General features: G+C 61.6%; 23 protein-coding genes and 4 pseudogenes. 10 read left to right on the top strand and 17 right to left on the bottom strand.

Translation table 11 applies throughout. The features are described from left to right. The first annotated feature begins 4 nt into the window (after positions 1-4). Genes NKJ80_RS17160 through NKJ80_RS17145 form a run of 4 tightly spaced genes read left to right on the top strand, consistent with a single transcriptional unit; the run spans position 5 to position 4,389 of the window. Positions 5-1,519: a sugar ABC transporter ATP-binding protein gene (locus tag NKJ80_RS17160; protein ID WP_023704356.1), complete on the top strand. Its 1,515-nt coding sequence runs from the start codon at positions 5-7 to the stop codon at positions 1,517-1,519. Continuing rightward, on the top strand, positions 1,512-2,519 hold the full coding sequence (locus NKJ80_RS17155) for an ABC transporter permease (protein WP_023681803.1): 1,008 nt from the start codon (positions 1,512-1,514) through the stop codon (positions 2,517-2,519). The genes NKJ80_RS17160 and NKJ80_RS17155 overlap by 8 nt, the downstream gene beginning before the upstream one ends. Continuing rightward, positions 2,516-3,541 carry an ABC transporter permease gene (locus NKJ80_RS17150; protein WP_023667740.1) on the top strand — a complete coding sequence of 342 codons (1,026 nt, stop codon included), beginning with the start codon at positions 2,516-2,518 and terminating at the stop codon, positions 3,539-3,541. Before NKJ80_RS17155 ends, NKJ80_RS17150 begins: the two co-directional genes overlap by 4 nt. After that, positions 3,538-4,389 carry a sugar phosphate isomerase/epimerase family protein gene (locus NKJ80_RS17145; RefSeq protein ID WP_023704358.1) on the top strand — a complete coding sequence of 284 codons (852 nt, stop codon included), beginning with the start codon at positions 3,538-3,540 and terminating at the stop codon, positions 4,387-4,389. Before NKJ80_RS17150 ends, NKJ80_RS17145 begins: the two co-directional genes overlap by 4 nt. 204 nt (positions 4,390-4,593) lie before the next feature. Here NKJ80_RS17145 and NKJ80_RS17140 read toward each other — a convergent pair whose 3' ends face one another. After that, positions 4,594-5,127, bottom strand: coding sequence for an ABC transporter permease (locus NKJ80_RS17140; RefSeq protein WP_502882089.1), 534 nt, complete (start codon positions 5,125-5,127; stop codon positions 4,594-4,596). Between NKJ80_RS17140 and NKJ80_RS17135 the strand changes: the two genes are divergently transcribed. Both NKJ80_RS17135 and NKJ80_RS31470 read left to right on the top strand, forming a co-directional pair. Beyond that, complete coding sequence (locus NKJ80_RS17135) at positions 5,114-5,296, top strand: hypothetical protein (protein ID WP_050588819.1); 183 nt, start codon at positions 5,114-5,116, stop codon at positions 5,294-5,296. The genes NKJ80_RS17140 and NKJ80_RS17135 overlap by 14 nt on opposite strands. Further along, positions 5,293-5,445, top strand: a pseudogene (locus NKJ80_RS31470) (GMC oxidoreductase); the annotation flags it as partial. The gene NKJ80_RS17135 and the pseudogene NKJ80_RS31470, both read left to right, overlap by 4 nt. A 143-nt stretch (positions 5,446-5,588) precedes the next feature. On the opposite strand, the pseudogene NKJ80_RS31465 reads toward NKJ80_RS31470, so the two are convergent. After that, positions 5,589-5,713: pseudogene (locus NKJ80_RS31465) on the bottom strand (aldehyde dehydrogenase family protein); the annotation flags it as partial. Between the two features lie 16 nt (positions 5,714-5,729). Then, positions 5,730-5,894, bottom strand: a complete 165-nt coding sequence (locus NKJ80_RS17125; RefSeq protein ID WP_023715648.1) for a hypothetical protein — start codon at positions 5,892-5,894, stop codon at positions 5,730-5,732. On the opposite strand from NKJ80_RS17125, the pseudogene NKJ80_RS17120 reads away from it, so the two are divergent. Then, positions 5,854-6,107, top strand: a pseudogene (locus NKJ80_RS17120) (MBL fold metallo-hydrolase); the annotation flags it as partial. The gene NKJ80_RS17125 and the pseudogene NKJ80_RS17120 sit on opposite strands and share 41 nt — an antisense overlap. Positions 6,108-6,130: 23 nt before the next feature. On the opposite strand, the gene NKJ80_RS17115 reads toward NKJ80_RS17120, so the two are convergent. From NKJ80_RS17115 to NKJ80_RS17085, 7 genes are all read right to left on the bottom strand, one after another. Further along, positions 6,131-6,874, bottom strand: coding sequence for an ATP-binding cassette domain-containing protein (locus NKJ80_RS17115; protein WP_023686849.1), 744 nt, complete (start codon positions 6,872-6,874; stop codon positions 6,131-6,133). A gap of 9 nt (positions 6,875-6,883) precedes the next feature. After that, complete coding sequence (locus tag NKJ80_RS17110; protein WP_023729115.1) at positions 6,884-8,083, bottom strand: alanine racemase; 1,200 nt, start codon at positions 8,081-8,083, stop codon at positions 6,884-6,886. A 12-nt stretch (positions 8,084-8,095) separates the two neighbouring features. Further along, a complete protein-coding gene (locus tag NKJ80_RS17105) occupies positions 8,096-9,064 on the bottom strand; it encodes an ABC transporter permease (RefSeq protein WP_352498002.1) in 969 nt (322 codons plus the stop codon). 35 nt (positions 9,065-9,099) lie between these two features. Continuing rightward, entirely contained in the window at positions 9,100-10,161 is a 1,062-nt protein-coding gene (locus NKJ80_RS17100) for a substrate-binding domain-containing protein (RefSeq protein WP_352498001.1), read from the bottom strand. A gap of 67 nt (positions 10,162-10,228) precedes the next feature. Next, positions 10,229-11,290, bottom strand: coding sequence for a substrate-binding domain-containing protein (locus NKJ80_RS17095; RefSeq protein ID WP_031194643.1), 1,062 nt, complete (start codon positions 11,288-11,290; stop codon positions 10,229-10,231). 31 nt (positions 11,291-11,321) lie between these two features. Further along, a complete protein-coding gene (locus tag NKJ80_RS17090; protein WP_352498000.1) occupies positions 11,322-12,575 on the bottom strand; it encodes a M20 family metallopeptidase in 1,254 nt (417 codons plus the stop codon). Then, on the bottom strand, positions 12,572-13,786 hold the full coding sequence (locus NKJ80_RS17085) for an ROK family transcriptional regulator (protein WP_352497999.1): 1,215 nt from the start codon (positions 13,784-13,786) through the stop codon (positions 12,572-12,574). Before NKJ80_RS17085 ends, NKJ80_RS17090 begins: the two co-directional genes overlap by 4 nt. A 919-nt stretch (positions 13,787-14,705) precedes the next feature. Between NKJ80_RS17085 and NKJ80_RS17080 the strand changes: the two genes are divergently transcribed. Further along, positions 14,706-16,052 (top strand): family 1 glycosylhydrolase, encoded by a 1,347-nt coding sequence (locus tag NKJ80_RS17080; protein ID WP_352497998.1) that lies wholly within the window; start codon positions 14,706-14,708, stop codon positions 16,050-16,052. Positions 16,053-16,289: 237 nt separating this feature from the next. After that, positions 16,290-16,631 carry an SDR family oxidoreductase gene (locus NKJ80_RS31460; protein WP_502896635.1) on the top strand — a complete coding sequence of 114 codons (342 nt, stop codon included), beginning with the start codon at positions 16,290-16,292 and terminating at the stop codon, positions 16,629-16,631. A gap of 172 nt (positions 16,632-16,803) precedes the next feature. On the opposite strand, the gene NKJ80_RS17065 is transcribed toward NKJ80_RS31460, so the two are convergent. The 7 genes and pseudogenes from NKJ80_RS17065 to NKJ80_RS17035 all read right to left on the bottom strand — a co-directional run bounded on the left by NKJ80_RS17065 (position 16,804) and on the right by NKJ80_RS17035 (position 22,865). Beyond that, positions 16,804-17,346: a protein TonB gene (locus NKJ80_RS17065; protein ID WP_245260041.1), complete on the bottom strand. Its 543-nt coding sequence runs from the start codon at positions 17,344-17,346 to the stop codon at positions 16,804-16,806. 240 nt (positions 17,347-17,586) lie between these two features. Next, positions 17,587-17,811, bottom strand: a pseudogene (locus NKJ80_RS17060) (Arm DNA-binding domain-containing protein); the annotation flags it as partial. A gap of 282 nt (positions 17,812-18,093) precedes the next feature. Further along, entirely contained in the window at positions 18,094-19,656 is a 1,563-nt protein-coding gene (gene guaA, locus NKJ80_RS17055; RefSeq protein WP_352497997.1) for a glutamine-hydrolyzing GMP synthase, read from the bottom strand. A 55-nt stretch (positions 19,657-19,711) separates the two neighbouring features. Further along, positions 19,712-20,380 carry a 5'-methylthioadenosine/S-adenosylhomocysteine nucleosidase gene (locus NKJ80_RS17050; RefSeq protein WP_023804484.1) on the bottom strand — a complete coding sequence of 223 codons (669 nt, stop codon included), beginning with the start codon at positions 20,378-20,380 and terminating at the stop codon, positions 19,712-19,714. A 127-nt stretch (positions 20,381-20,507) separates the two neighbouring features. After that, positions 20,508-20,966, bottom strand: a complete 459-nt coding sequence (locus tag NKJ80_RS17045) for a PaaI family thioesterase (protein ID WP_023701303.1) — start codon at positions 20,964-20,966, stop codon at positions 20,508-20,510. 84 nt (positions 20,967-21,050) lie between these two features. Next, positions 21,051-21,503: a TspO/MBR family protein gene (locus tag NKJ80_RS17040; protein WP_023804485.1), complete on the bottom strand. Its 453-nt coding sequence runs from the start codon at positions 21,501-21,503 to the stop codon at positions 21,051-21,053. A 72-nt stretch (positions 21,504-21,575) separates the two neighbouring features. Then, a complete protein-coding gene (locus NKJ80_RS17035; RefSeq protein ID WP_352497996.1) occupies positions 21,576-22,865 on the bottom strand; it encodes an RsmB/NOP family class I SAM-dependent RNA methyltransferase in 1,290 nt (429 codons plus the stop codon). Between the two features lie 319 nt (positions 22,866-23,184). Between NKJ80_RS17035 and NKJ80_RS17030 the strand changes: the two genes are divergently transcribed. Continuing rightward, positions 23,185-23,862 (top strand): MIP family channel protein, encoded by a 678-nt coding sequence (locus NKJ80_RS17030; RefSeq protein WP_023686840.1) that lies wholly within the window; start codon positions 23,185-23,187, stop codon positions 23,860-23,862. Positions 23,863-23,928: the final 66 nt, after the last annotated feature.

Below are 23,928 nucleotides of genomic sequence, written 5' to 3'. Positions count from 1 at the left end.
CGCCGTGAACCTCGTCGCGTCTACGACGCAGGACCTCCCATCGGTTCTGTCGTTTAGCAACATAAGCGTCACATTTGGTGGCGTTAGAGCCCTCCAGGATGTCGCCTTCGAGGTTCTCCCGGGTGAAGTGCAATGCATCGCCGGTGAGAACGGCAGCGGCAAGAGCACCCTGATCAAGGTAATCACCGGCGTTTGTCAGCCGCTAGCCGGCGCAAACATGTCGATCGCCGGAAAGTCTGTCGACATCATGTCGCCGGCTGCGGCGCGCAGCGCCGGGGTGGAAGTCATCTGGCAGGACCTCGCACTGTTTCCTGAAATGACAGTCGCGGAAAATATCGGGATCAGAACTGTCCTCGGCAACATGCCTCGGCTCGTCGATCATTCGCGCATTCGCGAGGTGGCGCGAGGGCTGTTGGCGCGGCTTGGCGCCGACCTCGATGTCGACGCGCCTCTGCGTAGCTTTGCAATCGCCCAACGTCAGATCGTCGCCATCGCCCGGGCGCTCGCCGGCGATGCGAAGGTTATTTTCATGGACGAGCCCACATCGTCGCTTACTCAATCGGAAACAGACCGGTTGCTCGCGATCGTTCGAACACTCTCGAATGAAGGCATGGCCATCGTCTTCGTCAGCCATCGCCTTGCGGAAGTTCTGGAGATCTCAAGTCGCGTCACCGTTCTGCGCGACGGTAAGGTCGTTGGGGTGTTCCCGACCGCCGGAATGACCCAATCACGCCTCACCGAACTGATGACCGGCAAGACGTTCGACCAAACCGTGAGCACGAGAAACCTTAGTGGATCACCCGTCGTGTTGAAGATCGATCGATTGACCCGCGCAGGCGACTATGACGACGTTTCGCTGACAATACGGCGAGGTGAAACGCTTGGCCTGACCGGGCTACTCGGCGCCGGTCGCACAGAACTCGCGCTTTCTATTTTCGGCATGCTGCGCCCAGACCGCGGCAGCATCGCACTCAACGGGACGGTTCTTCATCTGAACTCCAACCGCGACGCAATCCGCGCGGGTATTGGATATCTCTCCGAAGACCGCTTGTCCCTTGGTCTCATACAAGCTCAGTCCATCGCCGACAACGCCGTTATCCCGGTGCTCGACAAGATCCTTGATCGAGGGCTGATCTCCTCGGAGAAGAAGGACGCGCTCGTCAATCATTGGATCGAGGAATTGGCGATAAAAGTCGGGCGGCAGACCGATGCGATTTCCACGCTCTCGGGCGGCAACCAGCAAAGGGTGGCCATCGCCAAATGGCTGGCGGTCGGCCTGAAACTGATCATTCTTGATTCGCCAACCGTGGGGGTGGACGTTGGCGCGCGGGCCGGCATCTTCGAGATTGTCGCCAAGCTCGCTGCCGAAGGCCTGGCGATTCTGCTGATATCCGATGAAGTGCCGGAGGTCTATTTCAACGCCGATCGTATCCTTCATATGGCTGCGGGCAAGATAGTCGCCGAATACGATCCGCACGCCATCCCGCTCGGCGACCTGGAAGCTGCCGTCTATGCGTAACCGCGGCAAGCTCTTCCGGGCTCATCCCACCGAGACATGGCTCGTTGTGGTTCTTCTCATCATGAGCGCAGGTCTCTCCGTTGCGAGCGACAAATTCTTCACCATTGCCAATCTCTTCAATCTGCTCAACACAAGCTCGACAAATCTGATCTTCGCGGTTGGGCTGCTGGTGGTGTTGATCGCTGGGGGCATCGACATCTCCTTCGCTGTGGCCGCGTCAGTGGTTCAATACGTTGTGGCGCTGGCTCTAGCCCAAATGGGAGGTGGTGATTGGTTCATCGGCCTCACCTTGGCGGCAATTGTCGGGATCGCCCTGGGTGCGGTGAACGCCGGCCTCATCTACTATTTCCAGATCATTTCAATCGTTGTCACCATCGCCACCTTCAATATTTTTTTCGGCCTTCTGATGTTCTTCACGCACGGTGTATCGATCTACAATCTGCCTGCATGGTGGACGCATCGCACTGTGCTTTTCGAGTTCCAACAGGCGAATGGCAATTGGGCCGAGCTAACACTGCCGGTTGCGATCATGGCGGTCTGCGTCGCCGCCACCTGGGGGCTTATCCGGTATACCACCACGGGACGGCAGCTATACGCTTTTGGCGATAACCCGGAGGGCGCCCGTCGCCTCGGTATCAACATCGCGGCGATGCACTTCATTGCCTTCGGCTGGCTTGGTTTGATGGCCGGGATCGCGGGACTTGTGCAGGTGCACTATTCCCAGGAAATCGTGCCCAACGCATTGGTGGGGCGCGAGCTGGACGTGCTGGCAGCTGTTGTCCTTGGCGGTGCCAGGCTGGGTGGCGGGCGCGGCACCGTGCTCGGTTGCATCCTTGGCGTGTTTCTTGTGTCGGTGACGCAAAACGGGCTGAACCTCCTCGGCATCTCTCCCTATGCTTTCAAGATGATCGTCGGGGCGATCATCTTGATTGCCATCACGCTGTCCAACGCGCCGCTCGGGCATATCCTCGCGGGCTTGCGGCAGAGGATGGGTACATGACGCAGCGCGTGCTCGAAACTGGAGCGCTACGGCACGGATTCTTGCGCCGTCTTGCCGGCACGTTGGGCGCCGAGAATATCGGACTTTTGCTGGCATTGATTTTGGTGATTGCATTCTTCGGATCTCTCTCGCCGCGATTCCTGTCCAAAGCTACCTTTGAATCGGTGGCCTTCCAGTTGCCTGAACTTGGACTGCTTACGCTCGCGATGTTGATGCCGATCATCTCGGGCGGCATCAATCTCGCCGTGACGTTCACGGCCAATCTCTGTGGCCTCACGCTCGCCTGGGTTCTTCAGGCCAACGGAGGACCGGACGCAAGCATCTATGCCTTTCTACTCGGTTCCGTTCTTGCGGTCGGCGTTGGCACGGCAAGCGGCTTGGTCATGGGCCCGGTGATAGCCTATACCGGCGCGCACCCCATCCTCGTTTCGCTCTCGGTGATGATTTTCCTGCGCGGCCTTGGCGAGTTTCTGACCCGCGGCGCCGATATTTCGGGCTTTCCCGAATTCATCCAGCCCCTGGGCCACGGCAGCATCGTCGGCATTCCTGTCCCGCTGCTGATACTGCTCGGCGCAGTCATCGTCTGGCATGTTTTGATGACCCGAACCAGGCTTGGCTTTTCAAACTATATGGTCGGCTCCAACATCGAGGCGACGCGCTATTCCGGCATCTCGACGCGACGCGTGATCATTCTGATCTACGCGCTGTCTGGCGCCATGTGTGCGTTGGCCGGCATTATCATGATGGCACGATTCAATTCCGTCCGTGTCGGCCATGGCGAGTCCTATGTGCTGATTACGGTGCTTGCCTGCTTTTTGGGCGGGGTGAATCCGTTTGGCGGCTTCGGCAAGGTCGTTTCGGTCTTCCTAGCCCTCATCGTTTTGCAGTTGCTTTCTTCGGGACTGAATCTCTTGGGCGCCAGCCAGCACCTGGCCACAGCCATTTGGGGCATCATGCTGATCGGCGTCATGATCTTGCGGTGGGCTGCCGGGCAGCTCAATTTCATGAGGATAACACGATGAAGGGTTTTGGCGTTCATACGAGCATGTGGACGAGTGGTTGGTCCGTAGAGGGCGCCGAGCACACTGTAGCGGCGGTGAAAAAATACGATCTCGATTTCATTGAAATTTCGCTGGCCGATCCATTTTCTTGCGATGCCGATCACACCCGCAAGCTGCTGGCGGCAAATGGCATGCAGGCGGTGTGCTCGCTAGGGTTGCCCGAATATGCGTGGGCATCGCGCCACCCACAGGAGGCGATTGACTTTCTCAAGGTGGCTATCGACAAGACGGCCGACATCGGAGCCCAGGCGCTATGCGGCGTAATCTATGGCGGCATCGGCGAGCGTACTGGCGTGCCACCTACGCAGGACGAACTTGATAACATTGCGAAAGTGATGACGTCCGCCGCCGCGCAAGCCAAGTCTCGCGGCATCGAACTCGGTGTTGAAGCCGTGAACCGCTACGAGAACCACATCATCAACACCGCGGCTCAGGCGGTGGCACTAATCGAGAGAGTCGGCGCCGACAATATGTTCGTGCACCTTGATACCTATCACATGAACATAGAGGAGAAAGGTATGGGCAACGGTATTATCGTCGCCCGCGATTACCTCAAATATATCCACCTCTCCGAGTCTGATCGCGGCACCCCAGGCGAGGGCAATTGCAATTGGGATGAGACGTTCGCAACGCTGGCCGCGATCGGCTTCAAGGGCGGGCTCGCGATGGAGAGCTTCATCAACATGGATCCGCGTCTGGCGTTTGGCCTCAGCGTGTGGCGTCCGGTGGCCGAGAGTGAAGCGGTTGTAATGGGCAACGGTCTGCCGTTCTTGCGCAACAAGGCACGGCAGTACGGGCTGATCGCATAAGTTACATCGCCATGCGAGATCGAAACTCGGCACATCATGAGCCGACTGCATCGACATTGCGGCGACTGCCTTCGAAGCAGGAGCCGCTTGAGAGGCAATATTGCGGCGTTTTAGATCCCGGCCTTCGGCTGCCCCCCGGGCGCAAGCAGCCAACCGGTCGGCGATCGCAACTGCCGTGAACAATCTATTTCACCGGCTCGGGCATCACAGCCTGCCTTCGGCGGTTGCGAGCCGGCCCCGCATCAATTCGCGGCGCTTTCGAAACTCTGTGTATTCCTGGTCGGCCAGTACCCCGATCAGGATCACCGATCCACTCACGGCAAAGTTGAGTGAGGAGGGAATGCCTAGAAGATTGACAAGGTTCTGAAGCACCTGCAGCAAGATCGTTCCAAGCACCACACCAATGATTGAGCCTTCCCCGCCCCGCAACGAGAACCCTCCAAGGACGGCGGCGGCGATGGCGTAGAGCTCGTAGAAATTGCCGTGCGAGCTTGGCAGGATCGAGCGTGTGTACATTGCGAGAAAGATGGATGACAGCGCCGTCAGCCCGGCGCAGATCACATAGGCGCAGATGATCACCCGGCCGGTACGGATTCCCGAAAACCGCGCGGCCTCTTCATTTTTGCCGACGGCGTAGAGGTATAGTCCGAAGGCGGTACGGTGCAGAACGACCAACATCACCGCCGCCAGGACAAGCAGGAAGACAAAAGAATGAGGAATGGGAATGGAGGTAGGCATTGTTGGTAAGAACCGAAACCAGATCGGTGCGACCGGTGGTGAGATATTCCAGATCCTCGAAGCGGGTTTCGTAGGGAAAGCCTGCCGTCGCATCTTGCGTGTTGCCCTGCTGCTCGCCGGCATGAAGATCGCCCGCACCATCCTGCGTCAGCCGGCCTGCAGGCGGTGATCGCCGACGAGCTGTCGCCGGGCGGGGCCGCCGACCTTTCCGATCAGTCCATAACAGACCACATCCTCGAACACGCCAAGACGGTCTATCACCCCTGCGGCACCTGCCGGATGGGCAGCGATGACCAGGCGGTGGTCGACCCGCAATTGCGCGTGCGCGGCGTGCCGCGCCTACGCATCTGCGACGCCTCGATCATGCCCGCGTCTCATCAGCGGCAACACCAACGCGCCGGTGATCATGATCGCCGACCGCTGCGCCGATTTCATCCTCGGCAGCGCTTAGCGAGAAACGGTCAGCCGAGAGAAATCCAGGCTGTTTTGGGACGGTGTATCTGTCCAGCGCATGCAGCGACTTGTCGCGACCGAAACCGGACAGCTTGACTCCGCCGAGCGGCACGGTGATGTCGGCGCCGCCATACATTGCATAGGTCCTATCAAATCGAGACTGGGATAGCGATGCCAACGCGCTGCTGTTGGCCGCCAGAAAGCTGGTGCGGATACGCCTGGAGAAATTCAGGCGATGCAGGCAACTTCACCAGACGCAGCAGCTCCAGCAGCATCCATGACGGCGCCGAAGTCGCGCCCGGCTTCCAGATCATCGCTGCGCCGGCCACACGCCCGGCCACTCGGTCTACCTCGCAAACTCCGGCAAGGAACAGCGCATGATTTCGGCCGACACGATGTATGTGCCAGCGCTGCTGGCGCCGCATCCGGAGTGGCAAGGCAGCTACGACCAGGACGGGCCGATGGCGATCACCAGGCGGCACAAGCTGATCGATCGCGTGATCGCCGACAACATCCGGATCTCGGGCGGGGGCTCTCAGAGAGGTTCCTGCTATTGCTGCTGCAGGCCAGTTATCATGGCAATGATCTCGTTCTTATCGGTCTTCGCGGTCTCGCGAATTCCAATCTGCTTGCCACGCCTTAAAACACAGATGCGGTCGGAGAGCTTGAAGACCTGGTCGAGGCTGTGGCTGATGATCAGGATGCCGACATTGCGCTGCTTCAGAGACTGGACGATAGCCTCCACCCGGGCGGTTTCGGCAACGCCCAGAGCCGCCGTCGGCTCATCCAGCAGGATCAGTTTGCTTGCCCAATGCGTGGCGCGCGCGATCGCAACGCCCTGGCGCTGGCCGCCGGAGAGATCGCGGATGGTGGCGTGCGCGGAGGGGATGCGCACGTCCAGTTCCTTCACCAGTTTCTCGGTCTCGTCGATCATGCGGCGGCGGTCGAGCAGACCGAGGCGGTTCAGCGGCTCGCGGCCGAGGAACATGTTCATGTAGACCGTCTGCTGGTCGGCCAGCGCCAGGTCCTGGTAGACGACCTCGATGCCGTGCGCGCGCCCCATGGTGGCATTCGACATCGTCACCGGTTTTCCTTCGATGACGATGGTGCCGGACGAGGGCGGGTGGACGCCCGAGACGATCTTGACCAGCGTCGACTTTCCGGCGCCGTTGTCGCCGACGAGTGCAACGATCTCGCCCGGGAAAACCTCGAGCGAAAAACTCTCGATCGCGGTGATGCCGCCGAAATTCTTGCGAATGTCGTGCAGCTGAAGGATGGGCGCGCTCACCGTCATGTGTTTCTCCTAGACTGGCCAGGCATAGGGTTCACCGAAGCCGTTCTCGATGGTTTCCACTTTCGGATTGTCCGTCGAAATGCCCGACACGCCGACAATATGGGCGCGGGTGACGAAGGCCTGGCCACGGAAGCCGAACACGGCGCTGTCGCCAGGCTTCGGCGCGTTCGCGCCGGCGGCATCGATCATGGCGTAATAGTCGATCGCAGAGGGCGGCGGCACCTCGACGCTGCGCAGTGCCGAGCCTGCCGTCGTCGGTTCAGCCGAGACGATCGCCTTGACGTCGTAGTCGGGGAAGATCGGATCGATGTAGAAGCCGCCGCCAAGGCAATAGGCCTTGCCGCCGGAGAGATGCGAGACCTCGGTGAGATAGAGCACCGCCGGCAGCTCCGGCAAATCTTCCATGACATGCAGCGCGGTGGTGCCATGCAGTCCATTGCCGGGCTCGCACTGCGTCGCGCCAGCCTCGGCGAGTGCCGCCAGCATGACACTCGACGTGGTGCCCGGCGCGTTGATCTCAATGTCCTTGCGGCCTGCCTTGGCCAACGCTTCCGCAGCTTTCGCGAGCGTCGCCAGATTGGGGGTCGGCAGCACTTTCCGCGAAGCATGGTCGAACAGCAGAGCAGGGAAAGTGGTGATGCCGGCGAAACGGCCGCCTTCGACGGCATCCAGCCGGTCGGCGACATCGATAATGTCGGCGGCATTGAAACCGCCTTCATGGCCGCGATAGAAGATATCGCCTTCGGCGGCGATGCGGGCCAGCAGATGCTGCACATAGCCGGCCGCCTTGGCGCCTGTTGCCGCTTCCCCAGCCTTGGTATCATTGAACACGGTCCAGTAGTCCGGCTTGAAGGTTTTCGCCGCAGCCGCCGCTTCGAATTTTGCGACCTGCTGGAGATGGCCGAGATGGCCAAGCTTCATGCCTGCCTTGTGGGTGGCGCGGGCGCAAGCCATGTCGACGGCGACCGCGCGGTCAATGCCGCCGCGCATCACAGCCCGGCAGAACGACGAGGAGCGGCCGACCTGCTTGGTCATGGCGAAGATCTTCAGGCCGTTGCGGTTGGCCTCGCTCTTGAGAACCCGCGCATTGGCCTCAACCGTGTCGAGATCGAGCACATAAGCATTGGCCGGCAGCTTACCTTGCTGGTGCAACCGGATAGCTGATTCGATAAAGGCGGGGTTGCGGCGGCGCAAAATGTCGAGAAACATGGATGGCTTCCTTCAGCGGTTCTTTTCGCGCAGCGACACGGCGACTGCGGTCAGGATGATGAGGCCGCGCACGATCATCTGGTCGGAGACCGACAGGCCCATCAGGATCAGGCCGTTGTTGAGCATGCCCATCATCAACGAGCCGACCAGCGCGCCGACCACGGAGCCCTTGCCGCCATTGAGCAGCGTGCCGCCGACGATGACGGCGGCGATGACCGTCATCAGGTCGGTTTCCCCGAGAGTATATTTCGCCGCCTGCAGGCGACCGGCATAGAGCAAGCCGGCAAGACCGGCGAGTCCGCCGCTGATGGTCAGCACGGCGAGCCTGATCCTGGGCACGCTGATGCCCGATACGCTTGCGGCGCGGGCATTGTCGCCGGTCGCCAGCAAATGCGCGCCGAAACGGGTTTCGCGGAACACCAGGTGGCCGATGGCCACGGCAATCACCGACCACCAGACGAGTGAGGGGACACCGAGCAGCGAGCCGGAACCGAAGAAGCCGGTGAACGCTTCGTTGGTCACCGAGATCGAGCGAAGGTCTGTCATCGAACGCGAAACGCCGGCGAACAGGCCGAGCGTCGCCAGCGTCACCAGGAAGGAGGGCAGCCTGACATACGCCACCAGCACGCCGTTGATGACGCCGATCAGCAGGCCGGCGCCGAGGCCGGCGACTATCCCTGCCGGCATGCCGTACGCGTTGATGGTGACGGCGGCTGCAAGGGCCGCCACCGCCACGATCGAGCCGATCGACAAATCTATTTCGCCGGCCGACATGACGAAGACCAGGCCGATGGCCATGATCGTCACCGGCGTCGTCTGCAACACGATGTTCGATAAGTTTCGGACGGTGAGGAAGCCGCTGTCCCTCAGCACAATGGCGAAGAACAGGAAGATCGCCAGGAAACCGAGGTAGACGACATATTGCTGCAGATTGAAGCGGCTGGCGAAGCTGCTACCGGCGCTGGTGTTGGCACTGGACATTTTATTCCTCCGGTGGTGAGCGCTTCGCCTCGAGCCTATTTCACCGCGTCCGCGATAGCCGCCGGTACGTCCCTGTTGAGGGACTTCTTCCAACCGTCCTTCACCGTGTCCTTGGTGACGGCGATGGAATCTACGGCATAGAATGGTTCGGCCTTCTTGCCGACCAGAGAACCTGCCGAGGCGCGCGCCAGCGTCACGCCAATGCTGTAGGCCTCGTCGGCGACGAGGGCCGCGATGTTGCCGCCCTTGACCATGTCGAGCGCGGCAGGCTCATTGAGGTCGAGCGTGACAATCTTGGTGTGCGTGTTGCCGGCACCGCGCAAGGCCGAAAGCACGCTCAGCGCCGGTTCGGCCCAGGTGACATAGATGCCGTCCAGGTCCGGATGCTGGGTGATCATCGCCTGGGCGATGTCTTCGCTGCGCGCCGGGTCGGCCATGCCGGTCTCGGCCTCGATCTTCATATCGGGATAGTCCTGCTCGATGGTCTTCTTGAAGGCCTGGTCGCGCTGGTTGGTGACGTAGAAGTCGGCATCGTGGAAGATGTAGCCGACCTTGCCTTTCTTGCCGAGCGCCTCGGCCATGGCGATGCCGGCCTTGTTGCCCATCTGAAAGAGATCGTCGGAGACGATGGTGACATAGTCCCTGCCCTGCTTGTAGCCGGCCGGGGAATTGTCGACGAAGCCGAGCTTGACGCCGGCCTGGCGTGCCGGATCGTAGACCGAAGCTGCAGTCGCCGGATCGACGGGAAGCGACAGGATGATCGACGGCTTTTTGGCCATCACCGTCTCGATATCGGCCTTCTGTCGCGCGGCGTCGAAACCGGCATCGGTCTGCGCCACCACCTCGATGCCGAGGCGCTTGAATTCGTCATGGGCGCCGGCATTGACGGCGTTGGTGTATTCGCTCATCTCGTGCCAGACGAGGGCGGCGGTGAACTTGCCGTCCTTGATCTGCTGCTCTTCGGCTGGCGTCAGCGTAAGACTGCTCGCCGGCACCGGCTTTTCACCATTCGGTCCTGTGGTGACGCCTTCGGCGGCGAAGGCGTGCATGGCTAGCAGGCTCGCCACCGTCGTTATGATTGCAGATGCTATGCGCATGTCCCGATTCCCCTTTTTGTTGTCGAAGAAAAGCTCCGGTGCGGCGGGCCGCGCCGGAGCGAGAGCCTTACTTGAACGCGTCGAGCACCGGCTGCGGCGCGTCGCGGTTGAGCGAGTCCTTCCAGCCCTGCGCGACATTCTCCTTGGTGACGGTCAGGGCCGGGGCGACGACGAAGGCTGGTGTCGGCTGGCCAAGCAGCGACTTCATGCCGGAAGCAGCCATGGCGCGGCCGAGTTCATAGGCCTTGTCGGCGACGAGGGCTGCGACATTGCCGCCCTTGACCATGTCGAGCGCGACCGGCTCGGCGAGGTCGAGCGTGACGATCTTGGTCCTGGCGTTGCCGGCGCCGCGTAGCGCCGACAGCACGCCGTCGGCCGGCTCGGCCCAGGTCACGTAGATGCCGTCGAGATCGGGATGTTGCAAAAGCATCGCGTTGGCCAGTTCCTCGGCGCGGGCCGGGTCGGATATGCCCTGTTCGGCGACGATCTTGATGTCGGGATAGACCTTCTCGATGGTGGTCTTGAAGGCTTGGTCGCGCTGGTTGGTGACGTAGTAGGCAGCGTCGTGGAAAATGTAGCCGACCTTGCCCTTGCCGCCGATCGCCTTGGCCATCGCGTCCGCAGCCTGCTTGCCCATCTGGAATAGATCGTCAGTCACGATCGAAGCGTAGTCGGTGCCCTGCTTGTAGTCCTTGGGCAAGTTGGACAGGAACACCAGCTTGGTGCCGTCCTTGACCGCCTGGCGGAAGGCTTCTGCCGAGGTGACCGGGTCGAGCGGCAGCGCCAAGATGACGTTGGGCTTGGCGGCCAACGCCGTCTCGATGTCGCTGCGCTGGCGGGCGGAGTCGAACTGGGCATCCGTTTTGACCGCAATGGTGATACCGGCGCGGGCGAATTCGTCGGTGGCGCCGGCGGTTACCGCATTGGTGAAATCGGACGAGGTGTGCCAGAGCAAGGCAGCCTTGTAGCCCTTGTCCTTGAGCGCGGCGATGTCGGCATCGCTTAGGATCACGTCGGCGCTCGGCGTGGCGCTCTCGCCCTGCGGGCCGACCGTCTGTGCGAAAGCTGGGTTGGCGGCAAGCATCAATCCGCCGGCAAAGGCGGCGGCGATCAGTGTCTTCATCGGCATGTCAGTTCTCCCATTTTGCTTCGTTGGTGGTTCAGTCGGCCACGCCGCAATAGCGGGCCATGAAGGCGGCGAAGCCGACTATGCCGGCGAAATATTCCTCGACATCCACGTGCTCCTCGAATGTGTGGCAATTCCTGATGTCGCCGGGCGCGCAATAGACGGCAGGAATACCGAGCTGATTGATGATGAAGGGGGACTCCGACCAGAACGGTGCGCCCTCGATGACGCCGCGTCCGCTCATTGCGCCGGCCATCGCGTCGGACAGCATGGCGACTTCCGCCCGCGTTTCGCCGATCTCGGCAGCGGTGCCGCCCAGCCTGTGGTCGCGGCCGGCGGGGTAGGCGAACTCTACCGAAATATCCGGATCGGTGATCGCGCCGCGCACGGCAGCCTCGATCTCGGCGGCGGCGGTGTCGAGGTCTTCGCCAGGCAACAGCTTACGGATCAGCGAGAGCGTGCAGCGCTCGGGAACGGCAATGTAGCCGCCGCAGGCAAGCCCGGTGATAAGCAGGAAGCCGCGCCCGACCAGTTTGTGCTCGGCGCGCGCGGCGACCTCATCCGAATGCTTCCAAAGCGCCGTCATCGCGGCATGGCTTGCACGGAGCGCATCCTTGCCGAGTTCTGGCACACCGAAATAGGCGGATTTGCCGGTAATCGAGATATCGGTGATGAAGAAGCCGATCTGCGCCGCATAAACGGCCAGGCGGGTCGGCTCGACATAGACGCTGAAATCGGGTGCTGTGACCTCGCCGGTCTCGATGCGTCCGACGAAGTGCTTGATCCCGGCGGAAATGCCGGTGCCGGGCTGGCCGCTCTCCTCGTCGCCGATGAAAGCGAAGGCGACGTCGCCCTTGAGGCGAACGCCTGCCTTGTCGAGTAGCGCGAGTGCCGCCAGCGAAGCAGTGATGCCGGCCTTGAGGTCGCCTGAGCCGCGGCCCCAGACAGCACCATCAATGATCGGGGCGGCGAACGGATCCTCACGCTCGGTGCCTGCCCAATGCTCGCGCCAGCCGTCGACATGGACGGTGTCGGTATGGCCCATGAACAGCAGGCGCTTTCCCTGGTCGGCCCCCTTGCGCTCGCCCCAGATGTTGGGCCGCCCGGGAAGAAATTCCGTCCTGGTCAGGCCGCTGAGGTTAAGGTCGCGCATCCTGGCTTCTAGGAAGTCGACGAAGTTGGCTTCGTTGCCGGTGATGCTCTCTCGGCCGATGGCGCGGCGAAACAGCGTTAGTGCGTCGTCGCGGTCGAGCGCTGCCTGCAGGCGGGCGGTAATATCGTGAGTCATATCGCGGCCTCCTTCAGGGCGGCGGCCTGGGCAGGCGGCAGCGAAATCCGGCCATCAGGCGCGTCGACGCCGAACAGCGTGTTGTGCAACTGGCCAAGGCCGATTGCCGCCGCGCCGATGAGGGCTGCGCGTGCGCCGAGTTCGCTCGCCTCGACCCTGACCGGATAGGGGAAGCATAGCGGCAGAAGCGCCTGCACCCTGGACAGGATTTCGGGCCGCAACCCAATCGAGCCGCCGAGGATAAACTTTTCTGGATTGGCGATCGCCGCGATTGCCGCAACGCCTTGCGCCAGATGGCGGGCAGTTTCGTCGAGCACGGTGAGCGCGTCCTTGTCGCCAAGCGCGGCATTCTCGAATATTGCCGGCACCGAGACCTGCCTGCCGGTGAGGGCGTGGTAGCGATCGGTCATGGCGTGGGTGGCCACCGCGCGTTCGAATGCGCCGGTGCGCAGTGATTCCTCGGTGAAGGGATCGGCCCCGATCGGCATGAAACCGATCTCGCCGGCGGCGTGCCCAGCACCCCGCACCAGATGGCCGCCCAGCATCAGCCCGCTGCCGATGCCGGTGCCGAGCGCGATGTAGGCGAGATTGTCGATGCCCTGGCCTTGGCCGAGCCAGTTCTCGCCAAGCACCGCGAGATTGACGTCGTTCTCGATCATCACCGCGACGCCGAGCGCTTCTTCGAAGGCATCCAGCACATTCATTGTGTCGAAGCCGGTAATGTTCGGCGCCATTAGAATGCGGCCGGTGGCCGGGTCAGGAGCGCCAGGCGCGCCGATGACGGCCAGGCGTATCTTCTTGCGCGCGACGTGCTGTCTGGCCGCGGCATCGAAGGCCAGCGCTGCAATCTGATCGACGACGAACTGGCCGCCGCGCGAGTCGGTCGGTGTGGCGGCTTCGGCAAAGATCTGGCAGGCAAGGTCGGTCAGCGCGACCCGCACCTTGGTGCCGCCAAGGTCGACGGCGATGATATAGGCTGCGTCGTGGACCAGTTCGTAGGTGACGGCGGTGCGCCCGACATGGCCGCTGGTGCGGCCGGTTTCCTGGACCCAGCCCTCCTGCTCGAGCCCGCGCATGATTTCGGAGATGGTCTGCTTCGACAGGCCCGTCAGCTTGGCGATCGAGGCGCGGGAGATCGGCCCGCCCTGGACGATCGCTTCCATCACGGAGCGCTGTGAGAACTGACGGGATATGCGCGGCAGGTCAGTCACATTGAACTCCGGTTAATTCGTTCTATGACCGAACTTATTATTCGGAACTGGACCTGTCAATGTATGTTCGCGAGCGGCCGTTTTTGCGCACGCGAACATTGATCCGGAGGCAGGATTCAGGCGCGTTGCTGCCGTTCGGCAGAAGATAAAATGCGGTCAGCGAGTGGCTGGATCAGCTTCTTGAATCAATTGGGCGAACAGCTTCGTAACGCATTGACAAATAACGATCATGCTAGTCTCTGAGGGTCACTGTTTTCTACAGGAGATCAATACAGCGGATGGTTCGCCGGTCCATATCTCTCGTATCTCTCGTATGGGTCTGTCGAACCAAAGGACGATGAACGAGACTAACTATTGGCTTCGAGAATACCGGTGATGTATCGCGGGTCTGCCTCCTAGTGAATGGCTCAAATGGGTCCGGCAGCGGAACGTCCGTTTGCAGTTTGCAAACGTGGATAACTACCATACCGCCTTAACTCGCAAAGACCCGTTTGACGCCAACTGGGCTGGCCCGAAGCCGACCTCTCCGTCCAGCATGGTCCGATCATATTCGGCGCAAGCTGCTCGCTTGAACCGTGGGATAGAATTCCGCCAATCTCGACCCGCCTATGCCTGGGTGGCCCCTGCTCACAATCACGAGCGTAGCGCCATCTTTCCGAATGGCCGGGTGAGGCTGGAGAAATCGCCGCTGAACCTTCTCGACCAGCCATTCTCCGGCTTTGGCAAAAAGCCGGTTCGAAGGCTTTTCCGCCATGTGCCGTTGCCTTTCGCAACGAACGGTCAACCGACTGTGAATAGCACTTGCAGGCACGTGGTTGTCAGGCGCCCACCGAACTTGACAAGCAGTCTTGCAGGAACTGCGTCGAGCACTGAACGTTTGACCAAGCGCGGGCATCTCCGCCTTGGCTAAGGACCATCAATGTTCACGTTCATGTTTGCCACCGGCATCGAGAACAGCACCCCCACCATTCGACAAGGCCGGGAGCGCGTCGACGAAATGGAAAAATGCCGCTTCTACGAACGATGGCGCACCGACTTCGAACTGGTCCAGGATCTCGGGGTGCATTTCCTCCGCTACGGACCTCCCATCCACAAAACATGGCTGGGTGACGGACGTTATGATTGGGCATTCGCCGATGAGACCTTCGCGGACCTGAAGGCGAAAGACATTCTTCCGATCGTCGACCTTTGCCATTTTGGCGTGCCGGACTGGATTGGCAACTTCCAGAACCCGGACTTTCCGACACTATTCGAGCACTACGCCAGGGATTTCGCGATGCGCTATCCGTGGATCCAGCTCTTCACCCCAATAAATGAGATGTTCATCTGCGCCACCTTTTCGGCCCGCTGGGGATGGTGGAACGAACAACTGAGCAGCGACACTGCTTTCGTCACCGCCCTCAAGCACATCGTGAAGGCGAACGTGCTTGCCATGCGGGCGATTCTCGAGGTGCGGCCGGACGCCATCTTCATTCAGAGCGAATCCTCGGAATACTTCCACGCCGATTCTCCCGAGGCGGTCGGCAGAGCGGAACGGTTCAACAGCGAGCGTTTCCTGTCGCTTGACCTCAACTACGGTCATGACGTCGACGCGCACACCTATCGCTATCTTCTCGAAAACGGGATGACGGCCGAAGAATACAGTTTCTTCCTGGAAAGCCATCTGCGCAGGCATTGCGTGATGGGCACCGACTATTACCAGACCAACGAACATCGGGTTTGGGCAGACGGAACGACGTCCGGGTCCGGCGAGGTGTTTGGCTATGACGAGATCACGCGGCAGTACTTCAACCGCTACCGGCTTCCCGTAATGCATACGGAGACCAACATCAGCGAAGGCCCCAATGGAGACGAGGCCGTCTATTGGCTGTGGAAAGAGTGGGCCAACGTGCTGCGGATCCGCAACGATGGCATCCCCATCGTAGGCTTCACCTGGTACTCGCTGACGGATCAGGTGGACTGGGACAGTGCGCTTCGGGAGAACAACGGACGGATCAATCCGCTCGGCCTCTATGACCTCGACCGAAATCCGAGGGCGGTGGGGCGCGCTTTCAAGGCGCTGATCGCGAACTGGAACAAGCTGTTGGCCACACAAAGTGTCTGCCTTGCTTTGCCGGTCTTTCTTCCCTCACAGCAAGACGATGCCATTGTTCGCGCGCAACAGGATTATGCGCGCAGCCTGCTGAGCGTGGATCGGGTCGCTGAAGGCTGGACTGAACCACTTGCTGCTCCCCAGAAAGCGGTCGAACCCGATGCGCCTGGATAACAAGACTGCATTGTAACCGGTGCTGCAAGCGGCATTGGACTGGCCATCGCCATGCGGTTGGGCACCGAAGGTGCACGGGTGAGCCGACGTGGGTTGAGGCAAGGTCGAGAAGGCGCGCATCGGTTCGACAAGGGGCGCGCCGGGGAGGCCGCTATCACGGTGCTGTCGACTTGCGCTCACGCGTTCGGCAGGTTGGTGATAATCGTCAACAACGCGCCGGCCTGATAATCTTTAACCATTGAGGCATTCACTAGAGCGGGCTGGCTGAAGGTGCTGAGCGTCGACCTGCTGGGAGCAATTTATTTCGCCGGAAAGGCATTCGCTCATATGACATCTGGGGGCGTCATCGTAAAATATATTGAGTGTGCGCGGTCGAGACGAGCTCCGCATGTCGAGCTATACGCCGCGGCAAAGGCCACCCTCCTGTCTCTAACCGAGACCCGACGCAGTTCGCACCTTGGCCGACTGGGCATGAATCCGGACGATTACCGAACCAAATGGAACCTGCCTCGCAATTACCCGATGGTGGCACCCAACTATTCGGGAAGCGTTCCGCATATCGCCTCTAACACCCAGTAGCGGACAGCTCTCGCCTGAGGCGTCAGTCGTCGTTGAAGCGCTCCGGCATCGCATTCGAGGCCAAGGCTGGTGCACAAGGATCATGACATCGAATTCCACTCTTTACAGGAACAAGTGCCTTTCCTCGGGATTAGGATTCGACGCCGCAACGGCGTCGAACCCCAAAGGAGACTCACATGAAACGTAAGATTTTGACAGCTACAGCGATCTCTCTCTGTCTCGCCACCGCGGCCTTGGCGCAGTCGTCGGGAACATCCAGCGGCACGAACGGAACGTCCGGCTCATCGGCCGGGTCCAGTATGAGCTCTACGTCCGGCTCCGGCCAAAGCGGTATCCCGAGCGGCTGGGACAGCAAGCTCTCCGGCTCATTCTTCAGCGACGCCAATTCGGGAAGACTTCTGTCGCAGGATGAGATCCGCAAGAACTGGTCGTCCCTGAGCTCTGAACAGCAGGCACAGGTTCGCTCCGACTGCTCGAGGATGACGGCCAGTAACGGCACTGGCTCTGGCACAATGACCGGCACGTCAGGTAGCTCGGCTTCGACCGGCAGTGATACAACGGCGAGTATCGGCACCGGCTCTGGCACAGCCACCGGCACTTCAGGCAGCTCTGGTTCGACCGGCAGTAACACCACGGCCAGCAACAGCACTGGTTCGGGTACAACCACCGGCACGTCGGGATCCTCGAATACAGCTGGCGATACGACCGCCAGCACCAGCACGGGTTCGGGCGCGAACTCGGCTGCTCAAATGGCTTCGATGCGGCAACTCTGCACTCAGGTTCAAGGGATGTGAGTGAATGCGGCGCTCCGGGCCGGCTTGGCCGGAATAAGAAGAGGCCTTGAAGGCCCGGGCATCGCTTTGGTTTGGTAGCCATTTCGGCGCTGAAGTCGGCCGGAGACCGGGGTGACAACTCGGCGCTTGTCGCGCTGCTTTTCTATCGCCGGCGACCGTCACTCGCCAATAGCGCGCTTCGCGTCGAGACACTTCTCCCGGCTGAGGCAAGCGAGATTCCGTCCCGTCCATACCTGCCAAGATAGACCGTCTCGCGGCCTCCGTTGAGCCTGTAATCCAGCCGAAAGGAGATCGCGCCACTGGGCATGACGCGAACATACATGCCGTCGCAATCTTGTAGATGTTCTCTTTTGGTTCAGGGCTTTAAGGGCGACGTCCGTCAGCATTCCCCGCTACCTCCTGAAAAGTACCGTCAGTACAATTTCGAGGCTCTTCGGCAGAAATTTTGTTTTATCTTCAATTCCTTAAGGCATAAAAAAATACCGTCAGAGCCTCATTGGATCTGACGGTACTTCGAAAAATCTGAGCTACCAATATGCGGAAGGTCCGTCAGCCGGTCCGTCAATCCAATCTCTGCGCACCGATTGTCGCCGAATGGGTTTATATGTGTTGTCAAATAGTTATGGCGTACAATGGCGTGTTTTCGGCGGCGTTTGAGTGGGCCTGAATCACTCCCACTCGATGGTGCCTGGCGGCTTTGACGTCACGTCGTAGACGACGCGGTTGATGCCGCGGACTTCGTTGATGATGCGGGTGGCCGCCGCGCCGAGGAAAGCCATGTCGTAGTGGTAGAAGTCGGCGGTCATGCCGTCGACGGACGTCACGGCGCGCAGGGCGCAGACGAATTCGTAGGTGCGGCCGTCGCCCATCACACCGACGGTCTGCACCGGAAGCAGCACGGCGAAAGCCTGCCAGATGGCGTCGTAGAGGCCGGCCTTGCGGATCTCGTCGAGATAGATGGCGTCGGCCTCGCGCAGGATTTCGAGCTTTTCGCGGGTGATACCGCCGGGGCAGCGGATGGCAAGGCCTGGTCCAGGGAACGGATGGCGGCCAATAAAACTTTCGGGCAGGCCGAGTTCCTTGCCCAGTGCCCTCACCTCGTCCTTGAACAGTTCGCGCAGCGGCTCGACCAGCTGCATGTTCATGCGCGCCGGCAGGCCGCCGACATTGTGGTGCGACTTGATAGTCACCGACGGGCCGCCGGTGAAGGAGACGCTCTCGATGACGTCGGGATAGAGCGTGCCTTGCGCCAGGAAATCGGCGCCGCCGAGTTTCTTGGCCTCTTCCTCGAACACTTCGATGAACAGCCGGCCGATGGTCTTGCGCTTCTTCTCGGGGTCGGACTCGCCTTCCAGCGCCGAGATGAATTTTTCCGACGCGTCGACCAGGATCAGCGGCAGATTGTAGTGCTGGCGGAACATCGCCACCACGCCGGCGGCCTCGTCCTTGCGCATCAGGCCATGGTCGACAAGAATGCAGGTCAGCTGGTCGCCGACCGCTTCGTGGATCAAAAGTGCGGCGACCGAGGAATCCACGCCACCCGACAACGCGCAGATGACCTTGCCCTTGCCGACCTGCTTGCGAATGGTTTCGACCGCATGCTCGCGATAGGCGCGCATCGTCCAGTCGCCTTCGATGCCGGCGATGATGTGCACGAAGTTTCTCAGCAGCCTGGCGCCATCCGGCGTATGCACAACTTCCGGGTGGAACATGATGCCGTACATCTTGCGCGCGACATTGCCGAAAATGGCGAAGGGCGAGCCTTCCGACTTGCCGAAGACCTCGAACCCCTTGGGCAGCGAGATGACGCGGTCGCCATGACTCATCCACACCTGGTGACGCTGGCCGGGCGCCCACAGGCCTTCGAACAGCGGGCTGTCCTTTTCGATCTCGACGAAGGCGCGGCCGAATTCGCGATGGTTCGAGCTTTCGGCGACGCCGCCCATCTGCACGCACATGGCCATCTGGCCGTAGCAGATGCCGAGCACCGGCACGCCGGCATCGAAGACGATCTGGGGCGCGCGTGGGCTGCCGATGTCCGATGTCGAGGCGGGACCGCCCGACAGGATCACGGCTTTCGGATTGATGCGCTTGAAGGCAGCTTCGGCCGATTGGAACGGCACGATCTCGGAAAACACGCCAGCCTCGCGGATGCGGCGGGCGATGAGCTGCGTAAACTGGCTGCCGAAATCGACAATCAGGACTGTATCGGGATGATTGGCTGTCGTCATGGCGAGCCTTTAGAGAAAGAAACGAGTCGGCGCAATGGGGTGCGTAGCCCGACTTTCAGAGCGCTGCCGGCTCTTGCCCAGGCTGCTCCTTGTGTAGCGTGCCGGAGCCGATGGCCCGTTCGAGGCGCACGACTGCATCCGCCAGCTTCTCGTCGATGACATGCAGATATTCGGTCCAGTCGCCAACGTGGCGCAGATCGGCTGCGCCGTCTGAAATGCCGCGCAGGCCGATAAGCGGGACATCGAACAACTGGCAGGCGCGCAGGCAGGCGAAGGTTTCCATGTCGACCATGTCGGCGGCGATGGCGTCATAGGCGGCACCGGTGATGATGGCGCCGCCGGTCGACAGGCTGGCTTCTTTAATGCCCGGTATCCTGAATGATAGCGGGAGGGTCACCGGCAGGTCGAGGAACGGCGTCGCGCCTTTTTCGAAGCCTAGCGGCGAAGCGTCGATGTCGCGATAGCTGACCGAGACCGCCTGGTAGATTTGCGTCTGTTCAAGCGTGCGGCTGCCGGCGGAGCCGAGCGAGACGACGAGATCGGGCAACGCCTTCTCGGATTTCAGCCATGACAGTTCGGCGCCGAGCCGCACACCTGCCTCTACCGGGCCGACGCCCGTCATCAGCGGCGTGAACAGTTTTTGCAGATGCGGACCGTACTCGGCCTGCGCCGCCATGACGAAAAGAACGTCCTTGCCGCCAATTCGCGACACTTTGCCGGTCATGAATTCGACTCCCTCGGCTGCGGAACAAAAAGGGCGGTGCTCTCGTCGGCTGCCGGCCCTTCGCTATGGCTCCGGGTCGCTCGAAAAGCCAATTTGGGGGCTTTTCGTCGGTTACACGGACCACTCCTCATCCCGCTATCCCGTCACGGCCAACCACCGTCATCATCGTGCCGGTCATGGTCGCGATCAGCTTGGCCTCGCCATCGGCGGCAAAGGCGTACGCCTGGCCATCGGCGACAATGATGGTGCGGCCGGGTTTGGTCACCGAGCCGCGGAACAGGAAGCGTTCGCCCCGGCCGGGCGCCAGGAGGTTGACCTTGAACTCAATGGTCAGCACACCGGAATTTTCCGGCATCAGCGAAAATGCGGCATAGCCGCAGGCCGAGTCCAGCGCCGTCGAAATCACCCCGGCATGCAGGAAACCGTGCTGCTGGGTCAGTGCCTGGGAATAGGGCATTTCGATCTCGATGATGCCCGGCGTCACAAGCGTCAGTTCGGCGCCGATGGTCGCCATCGCCTGCTGGCGCGCGAACGACGCCCTGACGCGGTCCTCATAATCGGGTGCGGGTACGATCTTTGCTGCCATGGCCATCGCCCTGATTTATCTGCAAAGCTTATCGCAGACGCCTGAACGCCACGCAAATGCTTTTGCTGCACTGCAGCAAAGCACTCAGTTCAACAGGAGCAGCGACGCGTTGAGCAAGGTGGCGAAGGCTACCCACGCGGCATAGGGCGCAAACAGCCAGCCGGAAACCCGGTCGCGGTTCCACACCGTGGCTATGAACAGCGCAATGCTGGCGAGAAGAGCCAGGATCACGACCAGTGCCGGCCCCATCTGTTTGGCGCCGAAGAAAGTCGGCGACCACGCGAAGTTCAGAACAAGCTGGAGGGCCCAGATCTTCATCGCGGCGGCTGCTTGTTCCCGCTCCCATGTCCGCCAGCCGGCCACGGCGATCAGCACATAGAGGAGCGTCCAGGCCGGCGCGAAGACCCAGTTGGGCGGGTTGAAGGGCGGCTTGGCGAGCGAGGCATACCATTCACCCGGCAGCGTCGCATAGCCGATCAACAGGCCGCCGCCGAGCACCAGAAGGAGGAAAAGCAGAAGCGACACATATCTTTGCAAGAATTCTACCCCGTCTGGCGGCCGACGCCGCGCATCTGCAACTGGCGCTATGTCAGCCTGTCAATCGCAGCGTCAATTCGCCCGACGCAGCGCACAGAAATGGAACCCGTCGGTGCCGCTCAGAGCCGGCGACAGCGAGATATCGCTTGTCTTGCCGATCCGGGCGGCCGCTGCGTGACCGGGGAAGCTGGCATCCCAGAGCGCGCGATGATCGACCGGGACGAAGCCCTTGTGCCGTTCGCGAAAGGCGGCGACCTGCTCGCCATTCTCCTCGTCGAACACCGAACAGGTGATGTAGACCAGCAGGCCGCCCGGTTTGACATAGGCATTCGCCGCATCGAGGATCGCCGACTGCTCGCCCTTGCGGGCATCGAGCTGTCTTTGCGTCAGCCGCCATTTGGCGTCTGGACGGCGCCGCCAGGTGCCGCTGCCGGTGCAGGGCGCATCGACCAGCACGATGTCCATGTGGCCTGCGAGGGGGCTGAGCTCAGCCGGCTTGGTGACAACCTGGACGTTGCGGTTTTCCGAACGGCGGAGGCGGTCGAAGATCGGCGCCAGCCGCGCTTTTTCGGCATCATGGGCGAAGACCTGGCCTTTGTTGGCCATCGCCGCCGACAACGCCAGCGTCTTGCCGCCGGCGCCGGCGCAGAAATCGAGCACCTGCATCCCGGCTTGCGCGCCGGCAAGGGCGGCAACGATCTGCGAGCCTTCGTCCTGGACCTCGAACCAGCCTTTCTGGAAGGCCGGCTCGGCCTGTACGTTCGGGTGCCTGCCGTCGCCGTCGATGGGCGGGATGCGAATGCCTTGTGGCGCGATAGCGGCTGCCTTGGCGCCGGTTTCGGCGAGTTCCGCCAGCACTTTGGCGCGGTCGGACTGCAGCGTATTGACCCTGATGTCGAGCGGCGGGCGGGTCGCCAAAGCCGCCCCTTCCGCAACCCAGTCTGCGCCAAAGGATCGTTCGAAGAGCGGCGCGCACCAGTCGGGTATGTCCGCCCGCACCGCCTCCGGCGCGTCTTCAGGCCGGCGCTCGGCCAGCGCCTGCAACTCGGCGGCGCTGAGCAGCGGCGGCGCGAACTTGTCACCCTGGAGCGCATCGTTGAGCGACTGCGGCGTCTGGCCCCATTCGATGAGCAGCGCGCCGAAGCCGATGGCGCGGGGCGTGTCTTCACCCAAAAGCCAGCCGGCGGAACGTTTGTGGCGCAGCGCGTCGTAGACGATGTTGCCGATCGCCGCGCGGTCGCCGCCGCCCGCAAAGCGATGCGACAGGCCCCAATCTTTCAGCGCATCGGCCACCGGCCGGTGGCGCCGGCCAATGTCGTCCAGCACTTCAATGGCTGCCGCCAGCCGTCCGCCCAGTCGCATTCGTCATTCCATCTATCGAGCACAGTATCTTTCGGCCTGCTCTTAGAGCGTTTCTCGTCGAGATTGAACCCCGCTTGAATTTCGCGGCGACGAGGCCTTCCGCTCGCGGCCGACGATTTTCCCCGCCGGCAAATGTCTGCACGCCGGCGATAACAAATCTCAAATATATGCAAGGTCTCTAATGTTGGTAACTGGCCGCCGTAAGCACGATCTGTGGCGCAATTGCTCTGCTTTCCAAGCTTTTGCGTTGGGAATACTCTTTGCGCCATGATTCGCGGCGCGGAAAAGCGGACCGACGGATCGATGCGAGGAGAGGGCAATGAAAACGTATCTTGCGGAAGTTCTAGGGACATTTCTATTGGTGTTTATCGGCACGGCGTCGGTGGCGACGGGTGGCTTTCTCGCCGACTTGCCGCTGGGCCAGGAAGCCATCGGCCTGGCGTTCGGCATCGGCCTGATTGCGGCGGCTTACGCGGTGGGTCCCATCTCAGGCGCACATCTCAACCCGGCCGTCACGCTCGGCGTCTTCCTTGCCGGCCGGCTGCCGGCCAAGGGTGTCATTCCTTACTGGATCGCGCAGATCATCGGCGCCATTCTGGCCTCGCTGGCGCTGTGGATCATCGTCTCCGGCCAGACCGGCGGGCACACCACCGGTTTCGGCGCCAATGGCTGGGACGTGGCGAAATGGGGGACGAGTTCGGCCTTCCTGTGGGAGCTGATCGGCACCTTCACCTTCGTCACCGTCATCCTCGGCGTCACCGCCGAGAAGCACTCGACGGCGTTCGCCGGCCTGGTCATCGGCCTGACGCTGGCCGGACTGCACTTCGCAATGATCCCGGTGACCGGCACCTCGCTCAATCCGGCGCGTTCGATCGGCCCGGCGCTGTTTACCGGTGCCGCAGCCCTCAGCCAGCTCTGGCTGTTCATCGTTGCGCCGCTGATCGGCGGCGCAATCGCTGGCGTCGTCGCCAAGGCACGCATCTTCGAAAAGGACTGATTTCGAAGCCTGCGAAAACGAAGGGGGGGGGGGGGGGGGGGGCGGGGCCGCCGGGGGGGGGGGGGG

Source organism: Mesorhizobium sp. M0030 (assembly GCF_040323695.1).
GTDB lineage: Bacteria > Pseudomonadota > Alphaproteobacteria > Rhizobiales > Rhizobiaceae > Mesorhizobium.
This window is presented reverse-complemented; position numbering and strand designations above follow the sequence as displayed.

Bases quoted from the DNA above. Each gene is read 5' to 3' on its own strand.
- NKJ80_RS17155 (WP_023681803.1), top strand. From the start codon at position 1,512: ATGCGTAACCGCGGCAAGCTCTTCCGGGCTCATCCCACCGAGACATGG.
- NKJ80_RS17150 (WP_023667740.1), top strand. From the start codon at position 2,516: ATGACGCAGCGCGTGCTCGAAACTGGAGCGCTACGGCACGGATTCTTG.
- NKJ80_RS17145 (WP_023704358.1), top strand. From the start codon at position 3,538: ATGAAGGGTTTTGGCGTTCATACGAGCATGTGGACGAGTGGTTGGTCC.
- NKJ80_RS17135 (WP_050588819.1), top strand. From the start codon at position 5,114: ATGGAGGTAGGCATTGTTGGTAAGAACCGAAACCAGATCGGTGCGACC.
- NKJ80_RS17140 (WP_502882089.1), bottom strand. From the start codon at position 5,127: ATGCCTACCTCCATTCCCATTCCTCATTCTTTTGTCTTCCTGCTTGTC.
- NKJ80_RS17125 (WP_023715648.1), bottom strand. From the start codon at position 5,894: ATGATCTGGAAGCCGGGCGCGACTTCGGCGCCGTCATGGATGCTGCTG.
- NKJ80_RS17115 (WP_023686849.1), bottom strand. From the start codon at position 6,874: ATGACGGTGAGCGCGCCCATCCTTCAGCTGCACGACATTCGCAAGAAT.
- NKJ80_RS17110 (WP_023729115.1), bottom strand. From the start codon at position 8,083: ATGTTTCTCGACATTTTGCGCCGCCGCAACCCCGCCTTTATCGAATCA.
- NKJ80_RS17105 (WP_352498002.1), bottom strand. From the start codon at position 9,064: ATGTCCAGTGCCAACACCAGCGCCGGTAGCAGCTTCGCCAGCCGCTTC.
- NKJ80_RS17100 (WP_352498001.1), bottom strand. From the start codon at position 10,161: ATGCGCATAGCATCTGCAATCATAACGACGGTGGCGAGCCTGCTAGCC.
- NKJ80_RS17095 (WP_031194643.1), bottom strand. From the start codon at position 11,290: ATGCCGATGAAGACACTGATCGCCGCCGCCTTTGCCGGCGGATTGATG.
- NKJ80_RS17090 (WP_352498000.1), bottom strand. From the start codon at position 12,575: ATGACTCACGATATTACCGCCCGCCTGCAGGCAGCGCTCGACCGCGAC.
- NKJ80_RS17080 (WP_352497998.1), top strand. From the start codon at position 14,706: ATGTTCACGTTCATGTTTGCCACCGGCATCGAGAACAGCACCCCCACC.
- guaA (WP_352497997.1), bottom strand. From the start codon at position 19,656: ATGACGACAGCCAATCATCCCGATACAGTCCTGATTGTCGATTTCGGC.
- NKJ80_RS17050 (WP_023804484.1), bottom strand. From the start codon at position 20,380: ATGACCGGCAAAGTGTCGCGAATTGGCGGCAAGGACGTTCTTTTCGTC.
- NKJ80_RS17045 (WP_023701303.1), bottom strand. From the start codon at position 20,966: ATGGCAGCAAAGATCGTACCCGCACCCGATTATGAGGACCGCGTCAGG.
- NKJ80_RS17035 (WP_352497996.1), bottom strand. From the start codon at position 22,865: ATGCGACTGGGCGGACGGCTGGCGGCAGCCATTGAAGTGCTGGACGAC.
- NKJ80_RS17030 (WP_023686840.1), top strand. From the start codon at position 23,185: ATGAAAACGTATCTTGCGGAAGTTCTAGGGACATTTCTATTGGTGTTT.